Origin of the sequence: Parapedobacter sp. 2B3 (genome assembly GCF_041925275.1) — a bacterium.
Classification (GTDB): domain Bacteria; phylum Bacteroidota; class Bacteroidia; order Sphingobacteriales; family Sphingobacteriaceae; genus Parapedobacter; species Parapedobacter pyrenivorans_A.
Genome location: NZ_JBHEUZ010000010.1, coordinates 105,423 through 124,746 on the forward strand (window position 1 = coordinate 105,423; position 19,324 = coordinate 124,746).

The following is a 19,324-nucleotide window of genomic DNA, read 5'->3' on the forward strand; positions in this document are numbered from 1 at the left end:
CGTGATGAAAGTAGCAGACGCATTATATTATTCATTGATTTTATTCGGCACGTTGTTCACGCCACCCGCCATAGCACAAACGGGTTCTACCCATAAACGTGCACAACAGGCATTCGATAAAGCAGGGTCCCAACTCAGCAACCTACAATATGAACTTGCCATTTTATCATTGGAAGAGGCTATTTCATTTGACGCCGGGTTTGCCGCCGCTTATCAACAGCTTGGCGATGTGTACCGTAAACAGCGCAACTACGAAATGGCCGCCCGTAACTATCGAACAGTTATCCAGCTGGATTCAGTGCTTACGCCGCTCACTTGGTTTGGCCTGGGCGAAAGCCTTCTCCTCACTGGCAGCTATCAAGATGGATTGGCCGCGTTGAAGCGGTATCGGGATACCCCCGGTTTAGATGCGAATGGCAAACGGGTTGTAGATAAATACATAACAGACTGTGAGTTCAGCATAACCGCGATAGGGAATCCCACCTCTTTTTCACCGCGGAACCCTGGTCCGGCTATCAACAGCCCTTATGATGAGTACTTTCCCCGCGTTACCGCCGACCAGCAGACCATCATCTTTACACGTAAGAAAGATAACCGCGAGAACTTTTTCGAGAGTAGCCGCGATAGCAGCGGCGCGTGGCGGGAAGCCTCGTTTTTAAAGGGCCAGATCAATTCGGACCTGTATAACGAGGGTGCCCATTGCATCTCGCCCGATGGGAAATACCTGTTTTTTACCGGCTGCAATCGGCCCGACGGGATTGGCAGCTGTGATATTTACGTATCGAGACGCGAAGGCGACCAATGGGGAAAACCACACAACCTGGGCAGCCCCATCAATACGCGCGGTTGGGAGGCACAACCCGCGTTAGCAGCCGACGGCCGTACACTCTATTTCGTTAGCAACCGCCATGGCGGACAAGGGGGGTATGATATTTGGAGAACCTCGTTGAAAGACAACGGCCAATGGGAAGAACCGCAGAACCTTGGTCCGGCGATCAATACATCTTATGACGAGAGCTCTCCGTATATCCATGCCGATAACCGTACCCTTTACTTCGTTTCCAACGGATGGCCCGGGCTTGGGGATAAAGACATCTTTAAAAGTAAGATGGATACCAATGGTAACTGGGCGCAGCCCATCAACCTAGGCTATCCAATTAACGATCATCATGAGCAGAGCGCGTTGACAGTGAGCATGAATGGGGCCCAAGCTTTCTTTTCAACCCGGAGGCCAGATGCCATTGGAGGGTTAGACATCTATACCTTTCAATTGGCCGAAACATTCCGGCCTGAACCCGTGGCATATCTCAAGGGCATTATCGTGGATGCCGAAAACAACCATCCACTCCAAGCAGAGGTGACGGTGACAGAAATAGTATCAAACCGTGTTCTATATAATGAGCAGGCAGATTACGAGGATGGAAGTTTCCTGGCGCCCCTGCCCTTCGGCAAAACATACGCGCTGCATATCAACCAACCCGGTTATCTTTTTTTCTCGGAAAATTATCCGCTTGACGACAGCGCACAGATCAATGATGCCTACGAAATCCGAATTCCACTATCCCGGATAAAGGTTGGCAAATCAGAAACCCTTAGCAACATTTTCTTCGAAACAGATCGATACACCCTCCTACCGGCGTCAAAGAGCGACTTGGACCAACTCGTCGGCTTCCTCAATCTGAACACCCACGTACGGGTCGAAATCGGTGGGCATACGGACAATACGGGCAGCGAGGCCCACAACCAGCAATTGTCAGAAAACCGGGCCAAATCCGTATATGACTATTTGATCCGAGCCGGTATCTCGGCGCTGCGCCTAAGTTTCAAAGGATACGGGCAGTCCCAGCCGATTGCCGGGAACGATACACCGGAAGGGCGCCAACTCAATCGGCGTACCGACTTTAAAATTATTGAGTAAACATAAACTAATTTTATAACGTATGATGAAATATAAAATCTGTCTTGCCTTTTCATTGTCCATCATCTTGGCACATGGGGTTATGGCTCAAGTTGTTGCGCCGGGCGCCGCCTTGAAAATGGTAGCCAACGGCTTCCGTTTCACCGAAGGGCCGGCGGCAGACCGGTACGGGAATGTATTCTTTACGGACCAACCCAACAACCGGATATGGCAATATGGCACCAACGGAAACCTTTCCATCTTCATGGAGCCGGCCGGCAGGGCCAACGGCCTGTATGTCGACCATCAGGGATATCTGATTGCATGTGCCGACGAACAATACGAACTGTGGCGTATCGGAATGGATAAGAAAGTGGAAAAACTAGCAATACACTACCAAGATTCCCTTTTCAATGGGCCAAACGACACCTGGGTATCTCCAACAGGGGTAATCTATTTTACCGACCCGTATTACCAGCGGGATTATTGGAGCCGGACGGCACCCGAACTAGTTGCCGAAGCCCTTTATATGTATAAAAACGGACAGGTAACCCGATTGGATGACCAGTTTAAACGACCGAATGGCATCATCGGTTCTCCCGATGGGAAGCTGCTGTACGTTGCAGACATCGGCGACAATAAAACATATCGGTATACCGTGCGCAAAGACGGTACGATTGCGGGCAGGCAGCTCTTTGCAAACCAGGGGTCCGACGGGATGACCATTGATGAAAAAGGCAATATTTACCTTACGGGTAAAGGTGTTAGCGTTTACAACGCCGAGGGTGAAAAAATCGAACACATCGATGTTCCCGCCAACTGGACAGCCAATGTTTGCTTTAGCGGAACGAATCACGATGTTTTGTTCATCACCGCAAGCGACAAAGTGTTTACGCTGCAAATGGCAGTCAAAGGTGCCCGATAACAATACGCATTGTGGCCTGAAAAACTACTTGATCCTCATTTATGGTCACCGAAAGCCCCCTCCCGAGAATCGCGACGTCGTTAGCACATAAACAAAATAGCGGCGGTTGGTTTATCGATATTATTGCTATGTTTGGGTTATGGAAGAAAACGTTTTCTACGAGGGGCAGATTATCTGGGCACAGATTGATGCGAATCGGCACCTACGCCACTCTGCTTACGCCGATCTGTGCGCCCAAGCGAGGAGCAACATGCTGCGAGACACCGGCCTTTCGCTCGATAGGATAGCAGAAATAAACATCGGCCCGGTACTTTTCCGTGAGGAATTGGTATACCTGCGTGAGATACACCTGAATGACGAAGTGAGGGTTACCGTAGTGATGACCAAATACAACACAACCAACTCCCGGTTCTCCTTCCGGCACGAGATTTACCGCTCAGACGGGACCAAATGTGCGGTAGTAACGGTTGATGGCGCATGGATGGATATCGAAAAAAGGAAACTCACGGTATTGCCAAAAGAATGGCAAGCCATTGTCGTCCATCTGCCTAAAAGTGCAGATTACGAAGAAGTGACTACCTGAGCACGCAAGAAAGAGCCCATGGCATACCGTCCATGGGCTCGGGGGAATTGTTTGCAGCAATGACTTATATCACTGCATATTCATTAGTTTACTTCAATCAGCCGTGAAGCTACTTTTGCTTCTTCTTTCTTGCCAATTGCCACTTTCAGCACACCATCTTTGTAGTTGGCATCAATGCTGTTGTGGTCGATGCTTTCGGGCAAGGTGAATGAGCGAGTGAAAGACGTATAGCTGTACTCGCGTTTGCTGTATTTCTTGTTGTCATCTGTACGCTCCACTTTCTTCTCGGCAGAAATCGTCAAGACATCTTTATCAACGTTGATTTTGAAATCACCTTTTTCCAAACCGGGGGCTGCCAACTCAATATGGAACGCATCGCTCGTTTCCGCTACATTCACCGCTGGCACGCGGGAAATGAAACGATCAGACAAGAATGAATCATTGAAAATGGGGTTGAAAAAATCATTCACCCAATTGTCCACGCCCCTGTTTTTGTTTCCAGAAAATTTTACCATTGTCATTTTTTATCCTCCTATAATTTTTGTTTTTGACTTTGGTATCAACCTTCCAAATTATATACCAACAGGAAAAAGAAATGTTTTAATGACTTTGTGTCATCTATATTATTGTCAAGTATGACATATTGTCTGTTAGGCGTTCTGTTCCCACGTCAACTTTACTCCGGCTTTGGCGCGGTCGCCCCCGAAAGGCGGGTTGTGTTTGGTTACGCTCACTTCGATATGGGAAACGAACGGGAAATCGGCTTTCACACGGTGCAACATCGATTCGGCCACGGTTTCCAATAATTTTCGGGGCTCTTGCATTTCGGTTTTCGCAATATTGTAGAGCTGCTCGTAATTAACGGTGTATTGCAATTCATCGGCTGTTTTGCGGTCGCCCCGATCGAATGCAACATAGATATCGACCGTAAATTCATTGCCGAGCACCTGCTCCTCGGGGTAATAACCGTGGTAAGCGTAAAAACGGGCATCAATAAGTGCCACTTGTTGGCGAATCCTCCCCATGATTACAAAGATATAAAGCTACACCAAATTAAACGCTTGAGCGAACTTAAAGATATCGTAGTGGTTTTTCGCACCGATCTTCCGCTTGATGTTACGCCGATGTGTATTCAATGTCTTTTCCGAAACACAAACCCGCTCGCTGATTTCCGTTGTTTTTATACCTGAAGCAATGTATTTAAGTACTTCTTTCTCTCGCTTGGTCAGCGAAGCGAAGCGTTGGTAATTTTCTCTGAGCATCAGATTCTCCTTCATCAGCCGTTCAGCTTTTTCGGCCAAGTGATGGTCTGGATTCAGCCGCAATGCAAAAGTTAGCGATAACAACGGCCTCCCTAACTCGTCATGGATAAATGTTCGCGATGCACTCAAAAACCACTCAAATTCTTCATCTCGTCCTGTGGCTACCTGCTGGAAGAAGGAGAACCATTCCACTGGCTTCTCCGTGTTTTGCATTGAGCCCACAAAGCTAGACATGTAAAATTCAACATCGGTAGGATTAAAGAATTTTTCGAAATACGTCGGTCCCAGCTGCCGTACTTCTTCTTGGGTTACTCCCAGCTGGCGCAGCCCGAGCTCAGACATGTACACCACCGAAAAGTCACGCACATCGTGGATGATATATACCGGAAGTTCGTCGGCAATAGCGTCAAATGCAGCCAGCTTCTGTATGACAGCATCGCGGATGGTTTCACTGCAGTCGAAATCAATAGGTAGAAAATCAGGCATCAGTCTTCGGGATTAAGATTCTAAACGGCCAAAAGTAGATAAAAATACTCACTTTTGAGTACGTTAATGCACCCACTTAACCATTTTACACACCGCTTACTTTTGAAAATAACGCGAATTTATATGTATACTTGTGTGCAAATATAAACTATGAGTTCGTACCGCGCACCGGATTACTATTTGTTGGACGAATTGATCAGCGAAGAACACCTGCTTATTCGAGATAGCGTGAGGCAGTGGGTCAATAGCGAACTTATACCCGTAATCGAAGACCACGCGCAACGGGCCGCATTTCCTACGCATTTGCTCGCAGGCATGGCCCAGCTGGGCTTATTTGGTCCGACAATCGCAGAAAGTTATGGTGGTGCCGGGCTGGATTACTTGGCTTACGGAATCATGATGCAGGAACTCGAGCGTGGCGATTCCGGCATCCGTTCCACCGCATCCGTTCAGGGATCGCTCGTGATGTACCCTATCTACGCTTACGGCAGTGAAGACCAAAGGCAGCGCTATTTGCCCAAACTTGCTAACGGCGCACTGATGGGTTGTTTCGGCCTGACGGAGCCAAATCACGGTTCCGACCCCGGCAACATGCTCACTCATTTTGAAGACGAAGGGGACACCGTGCTATTGAATGGTTCCAAAATGTGGATATCCAATGCCCCATTTGCCGATATTGCCGTGGTGTGGGCCAAAAACCCGGAAGGCAAGGTACAGGGGCTCATTGTGGAGCGGGGAATGGAAGGGTTTTCCACGCCCGAAACCCATAACAAATGGAGTTTGCGGGCCTCAGCCACGGGAGAGCTCGTATTCGATAATGTGCGGGTGCCCAAATCCAACATACTGCCGGGCGTAACCGGTATGCGCGGGCCGCTTAGCTGTCTCAACCAGGCACGGTACGGCATCGCATGGGGCGCTTTGGGTGCAGCCATGGATTGCTATGACACGGCCCTGCGTTATGCCAAGGAGCGTGAGCAGTTTGGCAGGCCGATCGCAGGCTTTCAGTTACAGCAAAAGAAATTGGCCGAAATGCTTACCGAAATCACCAAGGGGCAACTGCTCGCATGGCGGCTGGCGTTGCTAAAAAACGAGGACCGGGCTACCCCCGCGCAGATCTCCATGGCCAAACGCAATAATGTAGCTACCGCGCTGCATATAGCCAGGGAGGCCCGCCAAATGCTGGGAGCCATGGGCATCACCGGCGAATACCCCATTATGCGGCACATGATGAACTTGGAATCGGTGGTCACTTATGAGGGTACGCATGACGTTCATCTATTGATTACCGGGATGGATATCACGGGGATGAATGCATTTAGTTAGTCGTAAGTTATTCGTTTAATAGTTTGTTTTTAATTACAATCAAATAGAAGTATGGATAGAAAATCAATGATTACCGCCGGTGCGGCCGTGTTGCTCATGCTCCCGGCCCTGGCACAACAGACAAAGATGAAACCAGAAGAAACCGAAGTGTGGGAACCCGAACCACGTGTTGTTACGACTTCTGCCGACCGGGCTCCTTCGGATGCCATTGTATTATTTGACGGAACGTCGCTTGATCAATGGGTGAGCCAGAAAGATGGTTCCTCCCCGACCGAATGGCACGTATCGGATGGCGCGTTCACGGTGGTGGGTGGTAAAGGGGGCATCCAGACCAAACAGCAATTCACAGACTACCAGCTACACGTGGAGTGGCGGTCGCCTACAGAAATCGTTGGCGAGGGGCAGGGTCGTGGCAACAGCGGTATCTTTATGCAGGGATTATACGAGTTGCAAGTACTGGACAGCTACAACAACCGCACCTATTCCAACGGCCAGGCGGCAAGTCTCTATAAACAGCGGATTCCGCTTGTCAATGCCACCAAGGCACCCGGCGAATGGCAAACGTATGATATCGTGTGGACAGCCCCCCGATTCAATGCGGAGGGTATCCTAATAAGCAAAGCACGTATTACCGTGCTGCACAACGGTGTATTGGTTCAGAATAATGTAGAACTGGACGGCCCTACAGAATACATCGGTCTCCCGAAATACAAAGCACATGGTGCTGGACCTATCGTGTTGCAGGACCACGGCAACCCGGTGAGCTTCCGCAATATCTGGATTAGATCTTTGTAATTGTTAATTGCCAATACGGAAAGGGCCGGAAAGTATCGACTTTCCGGCCCTTTCTACTATAAATTGGCCATTGACAATTAAAAATTGACAATTGTCTTCTCGTAACTTTCGTTATGCACGCTGGCGACCGCCCGCCCGGAAGGGTCATTCAGGTTCTGGAATGATGCGTCCCAAGCCAATGCCTCCGGTGTGCTACACGCTACCGACTTGACAGAGGGAACGGTCAACGCCGCCGCAACGGACGGGAAATGTTCCGCAAAAATAGATCTGTATAGATACTCCTCCTTATTCTGTGGCGGATTAACAGGAAACCGTTCGGCTGCCCCAGCCAATTCGTCGTCGCTGACACGTTGTGACGCCTGTTCTTTTAAGGTATCAATCCAGTTATACCCCACCCCATCTGAAAATTGTTCTTTCTGCCGCCAAGCAATACTCTCAGGCAGGTAATCTTCAAAAGCCTTGCGCACAACCCATTTTTCCATCCTCCCCTCCCGTATCATCTTGTCTTCGGGGTTCACGCGCATGGCAATGTCCATAAATTCCTTGTCTAAGAATGGCACCCGGCCTTCTACGCCCCAAGCAGCTAACGATTTGTTTGCACGTAGGCAATCGTAGAGATGCAATTTGCTCAGTTTCCGAACGGTTTCTTCATGAAACTCTTTAGCATTGGGTGCTTTATGGAAATACAAGTATCCGCCGAACAGCTCGTCCGATCCCTCGCCCGATAATACCATCTTGATGCCCATCGATTTGATAACCCGTGCAAGGAGGTACATGGGCGTAGACGCACGGATGGTCGTTACATCGTAGGTTTCCAGGTGATAAATAACATCCCGGATGGCATCCAGCCCCTCTTGGATAGTGAAATTGATCTCATGGTGGATTGTACCGATATGGTCAGCAGCCTTTTTTGCCGCGATTAAGTCGGGCGATCCTTTTAGTCCAACTGCAAACGAATGCAGCCGCGGGTACCAAGCCTTTTCCTGGTCGTTAGACTCGACACGCCGCGACGCAAACTTCTTCGTGACGGCTGCGATAACCGACGAGTCCAACCCACCTGAAAGCAATACACCGTAAGGCACATCAGACATCAGTTGGCGATGTACAGCATCCTCCAATCCTTTGCGCAGCGCATCGATATCTGTCACGTTGTCTTTTACAGCGTCATATTGCTCCCAATCACGTGCATACCATTTCTGCGGCGTATTCCCTTCCTTACTATACAAGTAGTGCCCCGGAGGAAAGGTTTCGATACGATTGCAATAACCCTCGAGCGCCTTCAGTTCAGAAGCGACGTAAAAAGTGCCTGCCTCGTCCCAACCCATATACAATGGAATAATCCCGATATGATCACGGGCGACCAAATAAGTATCCTTTTCGGCATCATACAGCGCAAAGGCAAAAATACCGTTCAAATCTTCAATGAATCGCGGCCCTTTCTGCTCATAAAGCGCCAAAATGACCTCGCTGTCAACCTGCGTGGAAAAATTGTAATCGGACAACTCATTCCGCAATTGCTGGTGATTATAAATCTCGCCGTTCACCGCAAGTACAATACTGCGATCTGAGCTATACAGTGGCTGTTGGCCTGATTTCGGATCAACGATTGCTAAACGTTCATGCGCCATGATAGCCCGGTCCGAGCTGTATATCCCCGACCAGTCCGGTCCCCGGTGGCGAATCTTTTTCGACATTTTCAATACCTGGGGGCGCAACTCTTCCGACTTGGTTTTCAAGTCAAAAGCTCCAATGATTCCACACATATATGTAATATAATTAAATATTCATTCTAGCTAATGTTGCAAAGTAACGGATAAAATATTGACATTCGCAATAAAAACTATTTTTTTTAATCATTTTTTCAAAAAAATGAGATTATTTAAATAATTATATTAACGAAACCAGCGGTGAACTGTCACAATTTTAATATAAATATGCCTGGTAAAATCTTGCCGTGCATAAAGAGATAAGGTTATTGGTGGGCCGCAATATAAACACTATTTTTGCAGCGCCCCGAAGATGGCCGTTCGCCTTGCTTTGTTAGGCAAACTTTGTTATGTTTGGGGCAATCTGCTGGGGAACACCATCAATTCAACAAAGAACGTGAAGAAACGAATCGCCATTTTTGCTTCCGGCTCCGGGTCAAACGCCCAGAAAATCATGGAACATTTCAAATACGACGGCCAAGCCGAAGTCGCCTTGATTTTAAGCAATAATCCAGATGCATACGTGCTCCAGCGCGCCGACAATTTTGAGGTGCCTACCCATGTGTTTGATAGGCACGCACTCTATCAAACAGATGAAATCGTCAATCTTTTGGCCAAACTCCAAATTGATTTGGTAGTATTGGCGGGCTTCCTTTGGTTGGTCCCCCAGAATTTACTCGACAAGTACCCCAATAAAATCATCAACATACATCCGGCATTACTCCCAGCCTACGGTGGCAAGGGAATGTATGGTGATCGCGTACACCAAGCTGTGCTCCATGCTGGCGAGGAAGAATCGGGCATTACCATCCATTTCGTCAACGAACAGTTCGATGAAGGTGAAATCATCTATCAAGCCCGTTTCCGCATCGAACCCAACGATGGCTTGGAGGTCATCAAATTCAAAGGGCAGCAATTGGAACATCTGCATTATCCGAAAGTCATTGAAAACCTGCTTAAGAGAATGTGACTGCGGGGATTTTTTTTATCTTTGCGGCTCATAAACTAAATAGCTGAATAGCGAATGAGCCATCCCGTAAAAATCAAAAATGCACTGGTCTCCGTATATTATAAGGATGGCCTTGCCCCGTTAATCAACTTACTACACAAACAAGGTGTAACCTTCTATTCCACGGGCGGCACCGAAACCTTCATCCGCGAACTCGGGCATAATGTCGTTCCCGTAGAAGACCTCACAGGTTACCCGTCTATCCTAGGTGGCCGCGTGAAAACACTCCATCCCAAGGTATTTGGCGGAATCCTGTCGCGCCGGCCATTGGAAGCCGATAGCCATCAATTGCAGGAATATGAAATCCCTGAGATCGACTTGGTGATTGTGGACCTCTACCCGTTTGAAGAAACGGTGGCGTCGGGCGCATCGGAGCAGGAAATCATTGAAAAAATAGATATCGGCGGTATCTCACTGATCCGTGCGGCGGCGAAGAACTTCAACGATGTGGTCATCATCGCTTCCAAAGACGACTATAAATACCTTGAAGATATCCTTGCCGAGAACGAGGGTTATACGTTCGTTGAGCACCGTAAGGAACTCGCCAAACGTGCTTTCAACGTGTCGTCACATTACGATTCGGCGATATTCAGTTACTTTAACCAAGAAGCACCGCTGCAAGTGTTCAAAAAAAGCGAACAACAGGCCCAGGTGCTCCGTTACGGAGAAAACCCCCACCAAAAGGGCGTTTTTTATGGTAACCTGGATGCGCTGTTCGATAAGCTCAACGGCAAGGAACTGTCCTATAACAACCTCGTGGATGTAGACGCGGCGGTAGCGCTCATCGATGAATTTGAACAGCCGACGTTCGCCATATTGAAACATACGAATGCCTGCGGTGTTGCTACCCGCCCGGATCTGCTCACCGCATGGCAGGATGCACTGGCCTGCGATCCGGTATCGGCATTTGGCGGTGTAATCATCTGCAACGGTGAGATCGATGGGCAAACGGCCGACGAAATCAACAAACTGTTCTTTGAGGTTTTGATTGCGCCGACCTACAATGAGGCCGCGCTACGCATACTTACCGGAAAGAAAAACCGGATATTGTTGCGGCGCAAACATACAGCTCTTCCCAAGAGCCAATTCAAGACGCTGCTCAACGGTGTCATCGAGCAGGATAAAGATGCGGTGATTGAGGGGCCGGAACAAATGCAGCCCGTTACGGACAAAATCGCTACCGAGCGGGAGTTGGAAGACCTCTTCTTTGCCAATAAAATCGTCAAACACACGAAATCCAATACCATTGTACTGGTCAAGGATGGCCAGCTATCCGCAAGCGGCGTGGGGCAAACATCGCGCGTGGATGCACTGAAGCAAGCCATCGAAAAGGCCAAGTCTTTCGGCTTTGATTTGCGTGGTGCGGTGATGGCGTCAGATGCGTTCTTCCCGTTCCCCGACTGTGTGGAGATTGCAGCTGACGCAGGCATCACGGCAATCAGCCAGCCGGGTGGTTCTATCCGCGACAAGGAATCGGTGGAAATGGCCAACAAGAAAGATGTAGCGATGGTTATCACTGGTGTGCGGCATTTTAAACATTAGTAATGGAACACGGGTCGATTACATCCGTGTCATCCGTGTTTAATTAAAACAACTCGGTTATGAAATTTGGAAGCGTTGAACATCCAGAAGCGATAGATTTTACCCTGCCCCCCACCCATCCGGATACCCTGGCTTTGTTGGGTAAGCATAAATCCGCTAAGCCGTTGGAGGTATATGTGGGCTGCGCGAAATGGAATAGGCAGGACCTCAAAGGATTCTATCCGCGGGGGACCAAAGACGAATTGACCTATTACGCTACGCAATTCAACAGCATCGAGTTGAACGGCACGTTCTACAACTCGCCCGACAAACAGCAGGTGGAAACCTGGAAAGCCAAGACCCCTGCTGATTTCAAGTTTTTCCCCAAGGTGCCGCAATCCATCAGCCACTATGGCCGTTTGCTCAATGTGGATGAGAAAATGACTGCATTCGCTGATGCTATCGCATTATTCGAAGAGAAGATGGGGGTGAGTTTTCTCCAGTTGCATGACAACTTCAAACCGAAAGATTTTGATCGATTGGCGACATTCGTCAGGAAATTTTCGAAATCCGTACCATTGGCCGTGGAAGTACGCAATGCGGAGTGGTTCGCGGACGCCTCCATTAGCCAAAAATTATACAGCCTGTTGGAAGAAGAAAAAACCGCAAATGTACTGGTGGATACGGCGGGGCGGCGCGACATGCTTCACATGCGACTCACCACGCCTACGGCTTTTGTCCGTTATGTAGGTGCCAACCATCCGACGGATAAGAACCGGCTGGATGATTGGGTTGCCCGCATCAAGGAATGGCGCGACGCGGGCTTGCAGGCGCTCTACTTTTTTGTTCACCAAAATATCGAAGTCGAATCCCCACTCCTTTCCACCTATTTCATCGATCGGCTCAATGCCGACCTCGGCCTCGAGGTAAGAGGGCCGGACGGCAAGCTGTTTAATTGATCAATCGTCGTATTTCTCCAACTGGCGGAGCAAGGTCGCGAAATCTTTCGGGTAAGGTGCTTGGAAATGACAGGCTTTATCCCCTATCGTAAGCCGTAGTTCATGCGCATGCAGGGCAAACCGACGCATAATGGGTTGTTCTTCCTTTCCACGCCCCAGCGAAAAACCGCGTTTTTTGATCTGCGAAAGGTATACCGGTTTACCGTGGTATAGGGCATCCCCCACAATGGCAGCCTGCTGTGTGGCCAGGTGTATGCGTATCTGGTGCATCCGGCCCGTTACCGGACGGCATTCCACCAACGTGAAGTGCTTAAAATAGCGAAGCGAATTGAAATAGGTTTCAGCCCGTTTGCCATTGGCCCGGTCTATCGTCACGTTTTTATTGCCCAGATTAAGTATGGGCAGGTCGACCAACACATCTTCAAACACGTGGGTGCCCCCGATAATTGCGTGGTATAACTTGGTAACGCGCCGGCGTTCAAATTCAATAGATACCAACCGATAAGTCTCGGGGTTTTTGGCGATGAGCAACAGACCGGAAGTTTCCTTGTCGAGCCGGTGGCACACTTGGGCATCGGGGTGGTACTTCTTGGCCAAACGCAATACACTGGGTTCTCCCCCTTCCCGTTCATCCAACGAGGCCAAAAAGGGTGGTTTGTTGATCACAATCAGGTTGTCGTCTTCGTAGATTATCTGTTCCGCAAACTGCGGCAACTTGGGCGCATAGTGATCGTGGTTACTCATACGGGCAAAATTACGTATTCATAGCGACAACGGGAAACCTATTCCACCTACGTTCCGCCAAAAAGGCTATCTTTGCCATATGGACAACTACGCCGTTATTTTTGATATGGATGGGGTCATCGCCCATACCAACCCACATCATACCGAGGCATTCAAGCAGTTTTTTGACAAATACAATGTGGCCTACACCATGGAGGAGTTTGAAGACCACATGTATGGCAAACACAACGACTACATCATGCGCTACTTTTTCAAACGACCGCTGGATGATGCCGAAGTTAAAAAGCTCGCCGAGGAAAAAGAGGCGCTCTTCCGGGAGATTTATGCAGACCAGGTTGAGCCCATTGAGGGGCTTCCCCAGTTCCTGGACGCGCTCAAAACCGCAGGCTATGGCATTGGCGTTGCTACGTCCGCGCCAAGGGCCAATCTCGACTTCATCATCGATAAGCTGTCTTTACGCCCGCTCATGGACGCGCTCCTCTCGAGCGAGGACGTGACGGCGCACAAGCCCGACCCGGAAATTTACCTCAAGTCGGCCGCCTTGCTCAACGCCAAGCCCAGCAATTGCGTGGTCTTTGAAGATTCGTATTCCGGTGTATCCGCTGCAATCAACGCCGGTACGACGGTGGTCGGCGTGCTCACGTCGCATTCAGCCGACGAGCTTCCACCGTGCCAGCGCTATATACATGACTACCGTGAAATCGGCGTGGACGATATCGGCCAACTATTAACTGCCCACAATGCCTGACTTTTCCGGTTTCTTGCAAGGACCGGTCGAATGGGCTGTTTTTCTGGGTTGTGCTATGCTTGTCGGTATGTCTAAAACAGGCGTCCCAAACATTGGAACCTTTACCGTACCCGTGTTCGCGCTGCTTTTTGGGGCCAAGGCATCCACGGGTATTGCCTTGCCCATGCTCTGCATGGCCGATTTACTGGCCGTCATTTATTACCGCAAGAAATTCCACCGTGATTTGGTGCTGAAGCCCATGCCGTGGGCGCTGCTGGGATTGGTCGTAGCACTCGTGGCAGGGCACCTTATTCCCCAGTCGGGGTTCAGGATCATGATGGCCATCTGCATCCTTATCGGGATAGCCACCATGGTGGGCACCCGACACCCCGAGCGGGCTTATGCGCTCACCGAATCACCGTGGTTCGCCCCCGTAATGGGCTTTCTATTGGGTTTTTCGACCATGATCGGCAATGCCGCAGGCCCGCTCCTGGTGGTTTATCTGCTCGCTTTGCGCCTGCCAAAGTTCGCTTTTGTTGCCACCGGGGCATGGTTTATCATGATTCTCAATTACCTCAAAATCCCGCTACAAGCTTTCCTTTGGGACAACCTCTCGTGGAACAGTCTCCTCCTTAATCTGACAGCACTCCCCTTTATCCTGCTTGGCGGCCTACTCGGCATCCGCCTGGTTCACATCCTCCCCGAACGCCAGTTCAAGACGGCCATGATTGCGTTGACCGCGATATCGACATTATTTCTGCTGATTTAGCCGGCCGCTATTTTGGCCGCTTCCTAATTTTTACTTATCATTGGATGGGATATACACCATAGGGAATGGATGTGCATGTAAAAAACGTCGATGCATTCGTAGTGTATTCGCTCAGCGAATATGCCGTAACCGTTCAATTCGATGATCGCATCAACGCAGATATGCTTGAACGTATCCGCAGTTTCAATGCCCTTTTGCATCGCCATCCCTTTGATGGATTTCGCACTACGGTACCGGCCTACACGACACTGAGCGTATACTTTGACCCGCTTGATGTGATGCAAGCCAGCCGATTGACCGGTATCAATTGCTTTGAACGGGTTTCGAATTTCCTGCACGGACTCCAAGCTGAATGGTCGATTGCGCTGGCGCCCGCACCCGACCCTACGCCTATTCCATTATGCTACGGAGGCGCATTTGGCCCCGACCTGGATGATGTGGCCCGCCAGCTTGGCATTGCGGCGGCAACGGTTATCGAGTTGCACAGTGCGGCGATCTATCGAGTGCACCTTATCGGATTTACACCCGGATTCGCCTACCTGGGGGGCATGCCCAAGCAACTTGCGGTACCACGCAAAGCTTCACCGCGCAACAAGGTGACGGCGGGATCAGTAGGTATTGCCGCGGAGCAGACAGGCATTTATCCACTCGACACCCCCGGTGGCTGGCAAATCATCGGCCGCACGCCGCTTCGCCTTTTCGATACCAGCCGCGAGCAGCCGGCGTTGCTGAAGGCAGGCGATCGCGTGGTGTTCCAAGCCATCGATCATGAATTATTTGAACGATTCTCCAGTGATGCCGATGCGGATAGCGATAATTAAGCCGGGTCTGTTGAGTACAGTCCAAGACATGGGGCGTTGGCAGCACCTGTCCCAAGGGGTGCCCCGCTCGGGGGCGATGGACGCCCTTTCCGCACGCATCGCAAATCTGGCGGTAGGCAACACCATCGATAAAGCGGTGATCGAGTTTACCTATGCCGATGCGCTGTTCCGGAGTGAAGACGACTTGTTGCTGGCTTACTCCGGCGATGGGGCGGTGCTCAAAGCGGGTTCATATGTCTTGCCGTCAGACCGACCGGTATATGTGCCATTCGGCACTGAGATTTGCCTCGCCCCCAACGCCAGCGGCTGCCGGACCTACCTCGCCGTTGCCGGTGGATGGGACGTTGCCGAAGTGTTGGGCAGCAGGAGCACTTATATCACCGCAGCATTCGGTGGTTATGAAGGTCGGGCTTTGCGTCCGGGCGACCTGCTGCATGCCGCGGATAACCACACCGCTATTACAGCAGCATGGTGTCGCCATCTGTGGGGCCGGGCAATCCGTTACCCACCATGGGCCATCGCCCGTGGGCATTTCTTGCCCCCGAACCGCTACTCCATACGTGTTGTCCCTGCCCGGGAATTCGCATGGTTTGTGGGCAAGTCTGTGGTAGACTTGCTTTCGGCGCCCTTTACCGTGAGCACCAGATGCAACCGCATGGGATACCACTTGGAGGGGCCTGCCCTCCACCGTACGGTAGACCGCGAACTAATTTCCACGGCCGTCGTCCCAGGCACAGTACAGGTTACGGGCGACGGTAACCCCCTATTGCTGATGGCCGACTGCCAAACCACAGGAGGATATCCACGAATCGCGCAAGTTGCCACGGTGGATATGCCCCTTTGCGCGCAACTCAAACCCGGCGACATGATTTTTTTTAACGAAATCAGCCGTAGCGAAGCTGAAAAGTTATACCTTCACCGTGAGAACCAATTGAACAGATTGGCGGCTTCGCTCGCGATGCATACACCAACCATGTGATGATGATTTCCGTTGACTTGAATTGCGATATGGGTGAGACACCGGGAAACCAACCGGGATCGAAAGATGACGAACTCCTGAAGTATATATCCTCGGCCAACATCGCCTGCGGCTTCCATGCAGGCGATCCGCATCGCATGCAGCTCACGGTAACCCGTGCCGTCCAGCGTGGGGTCGCTATTGGTGCCCATCCGGGGCTGCCCGACAGGAAGGGGTTCGGCAGGCTGGAACGGCCAGTCTCCGCCAAAGAAGTTTACGAACTGGCGCTCTATCAAATAGGGGCGCTATATGGATTTGTCCGCGCGGCGGGGGGAACGCTGCGCCATGTCAAAGCCCACGGGGCATTGTATAACATGGCCGCGCGCGATGCGGGCTTGGCCAAGGCGTTGGCAGCGGCGGTTTACGATTTCGATGCCAACCTCATTCTCTACGCACTTGAAGGGAGCGAAATGGTACGGGCGGCAAAAGCGCAGGGCTTACGGGTAGCCACCGAAGGGTTTGTAGACCGCACCTACCAAGCAGACGGCACGCTTACACCGCGGTCGCATCCGGACGCTTTGATTACCGACATCGAAACCCTATCAAATCAGGCCGTTACCCTGTCAAAACGGGTGGATACGTTATGCATTCACGGTGATAACCCGCAAGCGGTGACGCACGCCCGCATGGTGCGTGGTGCATGCGTACGGTCGGGCATCGCCATCATCCCACCCTTTGCCCCATGAAGAAATACAATTGGAGTGTCTTATTGGGAGCGGCCTTTCTAATGGCCACATCGGCCATCGGCCCCGGTTTCCTCACCCAAACCGCCGTTTTTACCGCCCAGCTAGGTGCCGATTTTGCCTGCATCATCCTGCTTTCCATCGTGATCGATGCCATCGCCCAACTGAATATCTGGCGGGTCATTACCGTAGCGGATAAACCCGCCCAGGAAATTGCCAACAAGCTGTTGCCCGGACTGGGCTACGCGATTGCTGCATTGGTATTCCTTGGCGGTTTGGCCTTCAATATCGGCAATATGGCCGGGGCGGGTTTAGGCTTGAACGTATTGCTCGGCATCGACGTGGCATATGGGGCCGTTATCAGTGCCGTTATTGCCGTGGCCATATTCGTATATAAAGAGGCCGGCAAAGCGATGGATGGGTTTGCCAAAGGGCTCGGGCTGTTGATGATCTTGCTCGTCTGTTACATCGCCTATCAGAGCAAGCCACCCGTGGCAGACGCCCTGCTGCGGTCGGTGGCTCCGAGCCAGTTCAGCTTCACCGCTTTGCTCACCATTGTAGGGGGCACGGTAGGGGGTTACATTACCTATGCAGGCGCTCACCGGCTGTTAGACGCCCGGATTACCGGTATACAAAACCTACCGGCCGTGAATCGCGGGGCCGTCAGTGCAATCGGCATTGCCTCGCTTATGCGTATATTGCTGTTTGTTGCTGCCCTTGGGGTCGTCAACTCGGGTTATACCCTAGACCCGGCAAACCCGCCGGCTTCCGTATTCCAGCTAGCCAGTGGGCAACTTGGTTATAAGCTCTTCGGATTGGTGATGTGGTGCGCGGCCATCACCTCCGTTGTTGGAGCAGCTTATACATCGGTTTCGTTTATCAGAACTTTCCACCCCCTTATCGCCGCATATAATCGCACCATCATCGTCGTCTTCATGCTGGTTTCATGTGCCATCTACGTTTTCGTAGGCCAGCCTGTAAAGACGCTGATCGTCGTCGGCGCGCTCAATGGACTCATCCTGCCCGTATCGTTGGGCATCATGCTTATTGCTGCGTATCGGGCAAAAGTCGTGGGCACCTACAAGCAACCGCTGTGGTTAAGCCTGGCGGGAGCGGCGGTGGTTGTACTCATGGCCTGGATGGGGTATCAGACGTTGGTCCAAGCTTTTCCTTGAAGAAGTCCACCGTGCGCTGCCATGCGAGCTGTGCAGCCTCCGGGTCAAACCGGGGCGTGGTATCGTTATGGAATCCATGATTGGCGTCGGTGTACATATACATGGTATATTCTTTATGGTTTGCTTTCAGCGCTTGTTCGTAAGCCGGCCATCCTTCATTTACCCGGGTATCCAATTCTGCATAGTGCAATTGGAGTGGCGCGTGTATTTTCGGCACGTTCTCGGCAGTGGGCTGGCCGCCGTAAAACGGCACGGCAGCTTTTATATCCGGTAAACGGACGGCCATCATATTCGAAACCCACCCACCGAAACAGAATCCCACCACCCCCACCTTGCCATTGCACGAGTCGTGTTGTTGCAGAAAAGCCGCCGCGGCGATGAAATCCTCGAGCATTTCATCGCGATCCCGCTTGCTTTGCATTTCGCGTCCTTCATCGTCGGTACCCGGATACCCTCCTAACGGGCTTAGTGCGTCCGGTGCAAGGCTGACAAATCCTGCCAATGCGGCCCTACGGCATACATCTTCGATGTGCGGATTGAGTCCGCGGTTTTCATGGACCACCACGACGCCGCCTAACCGTTGGGTATTGCCCTTCGGCATGCACAACAACGCCTTAATCGTACCGCCGCCTTTCGACGACGGGTAGTCTACATACGTTTCCGTAATCCGGGGATCGCCGGGCTTTACCTGAATGCGGTCCTGGTAATTGGGCATCAGGAAGCTCATCAGTGCCGGCACGGTAACGGCCCCGCCGGCATACGCCGACAACCGCTGCATGAAATCGCGGCGTGATAGCCGGTTGTGTGCATAATCATCGTAGAGGTCGAAGACCTCTTGCTTGATGTCTTCTTTTTTTAACTGTGGCATCGTTCTTCCTTTTAGCGGTTAACTTTTCCATATTTTAGCCAACGCTCCAAAGG

At 51.0% G+C, this 19,324-nt stretch carries 20 protein-coding genes; 14 read left to right on the forward strand and 6 right to left on the reverse strand.

What is annotated here, in order from left to right:
* Positions 1 to 4: 4 nt before the first annotated feature.
* The 3 genes from ACEVG1_RS12700 (at position 5) to ACEVG1_RS12710 (ending at position 3,405) form a co-directional block, all read left to right on the forward strand.
* Entirely contained in the window at positions 5 to 1,918 is a 1,914-nt protein-coding gene (locus ACEVG1_RS12700) for an OmpA family protein (protein ID WP_374744051.1), read from the forward strand.
* A 22-nt stretch (positions 1,919 to 1,940) separates the two neighbouring features.
* Positions 1,941 to 2,822 (forward strand): SMP-30/gluconolactonase/LRE family protein, encoded by an 882-nt coding sequence (locus ACEVG1_RS12705; protein WP_374744052.1) that lies wholly within the window; start codon positions 1,941 to 1,943, stop codon positions 2,820 to 2,822.
* Positions 2,823 to 2,961: 139 nt separating this feature from the next.
* The gene (locus tag ACEVG1_RS12710) at positions 2,962 to 3,405 is read left to right on the forward strand and encodes an acyl-CoA thioesterase (protein ID WP_374744053.1); all 444 of its coding nucleotides are present in this window, start codon (positions 2,962 to 2,964) and stop codon (positions 3,403 to 3,405) included.
* Between the two features lie 83 nt (positions 3,406 to 3,488).
* Here ACEVG1_RS12710 and ACEVG1_RS12715 read toward each other — a convergent pair whose 3' ends face one another.
* The 3 genes from ACEVG1_RS12715 to ACEVG1_RS12725 all read right to left on the reverse strand — a co-directional run bounded on the left by ACEVG1_RS12715 (position 3,489) and on the right by ACEVG1_RS12725 (position 5,153).
* Positions 3,489 to 3,920, reverse strand: coding sequence for an Hsp20/alpha crystallin family protein (locus ACEVG1_RS12715; RefSeq protein WP_374744054.1), 432 nt, complete (start codon positions 3,918 to 3,920; stop codon positions 3,489 to 3,491).
* A gap of 135 nt (positions 3,921 to 4,055) precedes the next feature.
* Positions 4,056 to 4,430, reverse strand: a complete 375-nt coding sequence (gene folB, locus ACEVG1_RS12720; protein WP_374744055.1) for a dihydroneopterin aldolase — start codon at positions 4,428 to 4,430, stop codon at positions 4,056 to 4,058.
* 18 nt (positions 4,431 to 4,448) lie between these two features.
* Entirely contained in the window at positions 4,449 to 5,153 is a 705-nt protein-coding gene (locus ACEVG1_RS12725) for a LuxR C-terminal-related transcriptional regulator (protein WP_374744056.1), read from the reverse strand.
* Between the two features lie 150 nt (positions 5,154 to 5,303).
* Between ACEVG1_RS12725 and ACEVG1_RS12730 the strand changes: the two genes are divergently transcribed.
* A complete protein-coding gene (locus ACEVG1_RS12730; RefSeq protein WP_374744057.1) occupies positions 5,304 to 6,476 on the forward strand; it encodes an acyl-CoA dehydrogenase family protein in 1,173 nt (390 codons plus the stop codon).
* 51 nt (positions 6,477 to 6,527) lie between these two features.
* On the forward strand, positions 6,528 to 7,271 hold the full coding sequence (locus ACEVG1_RS12735; protein ID WP_374744058.1) for a DUF1080 domain-containing protein: 744 nt from the start codon (positions 6,528 to 6,530) through the stop codon (positions 7,269 to 7,271).
* Positions 7,272 to 7,348: 77 nt separating this feature from the next.
* Here the strand turns inward: ACEVG1_RS12735 and asnB are convergent, their stop codons facing one another.
* Positions 7,349 to 9,034, reverse strand: coding sequence for an asparagine synthase B (asnB, locus tag ACEVG1_RS12740; protein WP_374744059.1), 1,686 nt, complete (start codon positions 9,032 to 9,034; stop codon positions 7,349 to 7,351).
* A 340-nt stretch (positions 9,035 to 9,374) separates the two neighbouring features.
* Here asnB and purN point away from each other — a divergent pair, with 340 nt between their 5' ends.
* From purN to ACEVG1_RS12755, 3 genes are read left to right on the forward strand one after another with little or no spacing between them, the layout of a single operon-like run.
* Positions 9,375 to 9,947 (forward strand): phosphoribosylglycinamide formyltransferase, encoded by a 573-nt coding sequence (purN, locus tag ACEVG1_RS12745; RefSeq protein ID WP_374744060.1) that lies wholly within the window; start codon positions 9,375 to 9,377, stop codon positions 9,945 to 9,947.
* Positions 9,948 to 10,001: 54 nt separating this feature from the next.
* Entirely contained in the window at positions 10,002 to 11,528 is a 1,527-nt protein-coding gene (purH, locus tag ACEVG1_RS12750; RefSeq protein WP_374744061.1) for a bifunctional phosphoribosylaminoimidazolecarboxamide formyltransferase/IMP cyclohydrolase, read from the forward strand.
* A 59-nt stretch (positions 11,529 to 11,587) separates the two neighbouring features.
* Entirely contained in the window at positions 11,588 to 12,466 is an 879-nt protein-coding gene (locus ACEVG1_RS12755) for a DUF72 domain-containing protein (RefSeq protein WP_374744062.1), read from the forward strand.
* Here ACEVG1_RS12755 and ACEVG1_RS12760 read toward each other — a convergent pair whose 3' ends face one another.
* On the reverse strand, positions 12,467 to 13,210 hold the full coding sequence (locus ACEVG1_RS12760) for an RluA family pseudouridine synthase (protein WP_374744064.1): 744 nt from the start codon (positions 13,208 to 13,210) through the stop codon (positions 12,467 to 12,469).
* Positions 13,211 to 13,289: 79 nt separating this feature from the next.
* Between ACEVG1_RS12760 and ACEVG1_RS12765 the strand changes: the two genes are divergently transcribed.
* The 6 genes from ACEVG1_RS12765 to ACEVG1_RS12790 all read left to right on the forward strand — a co-directional run bounded on the left by ACEVG1_RS12765 (position 13,290) and on the right by ACEVG1_RS12790 (position 18,403).
* Positions 13,290 to 13,958: an HAD family hydrolase gene (locus tag ACEVG1_RS12765; protein WP_374744065.1), complete on the forward strand. Its 669-nt coding sequence runs from the start codon at positions 13,290 to 13,292 to the stop codon at positions 13,956 to 13,958.
* Positions 13,951 to 14,706, forward strand: a complete 756-nt coding sequence (locus ACEVG1_RS12770; protein ID WP_374744066.1) for a TSUP family transporter — start codon at positions 13,951 to 13,953, stop codon at positions 14,704 to 14,706. The genes ACEVG1_RS12765 and ACEVG1_RS12770 overlap by 8 nt, the downstream gene beginning before the upstream one ends.
* A 65-nt stretch (positions 14,707 to 14,771) precedes the next feature.
* Entirely contained in the window at positions 14,772 to 15,527 is a 756-nt protein-coding gene (pxpB, locus tag ACEVG1_RS12775; protein WP_374744068.1) for a 5-oxoprolinase subunit PxpB, read from the forward strand.
* A complete protein-coding gene (locus ACEVG1_RS12780) occupies positions 15,475 to 16,506 on the forward strand; it encodes a biotin-dependent carboxyltransferase family protein (RefSeq protein WP_374744069.1) in 1,032 nt (343 codons plus the stop codon). The genes pxpB and ACEVG1_RS12780 overlap by 53 nt, the downstream gene beginning before the upstream one ends.
* Positions 16,506 to 17,231, forward strand: coding sequence for a LamB/YcsF family protein (locus ACEVG1_RS12785; protein WP_374744071.1), 726 nt, complete (start codon positions 16,506 to 16,508; stop codon positions 17,229 to 17,231). The genes ACEVG1_RS12780 and ACEVG1_RS12785 overlap by 1 nt, the downstream gene beginning before the upstream one ends.
* Positions 17,228 to 18,403, forward strand: coding sequence for an NRAMP family divalent metal transporter (locus ACEVG1_RS12790; RefSeq protein WP_374744073.1), 1,176 nt, complete (start codon positions 17,228 to 17,230; stop codon positions 18,401 to 18,403). Before ACEVG1_RS12785 ends, ACEVG1_RS12790 begins: the two co-directional genes overlap by 4 nt.
* On the opposite strand, the gene ACEVG1_RS12795 is transcribed toward ACEVG1_RS12790, so the two are convergent.
* A complete protein-coding gene (locus ACEVG1_RS12795; RefSeq protein ID WP_374744074.1) occupies positions 18,357 to 19,271 on the reverse strand; it encodes a dienelactone hydrolase family protein in 915 nt (304 codons plus the stop codon). The genes ACEVG1_RS12790 and ACEVG1_RS12795 overlap by 47 nt on opposite strands.
* Positions 19,272 to 19,324 lie beyond the last annotated feature (53 nt).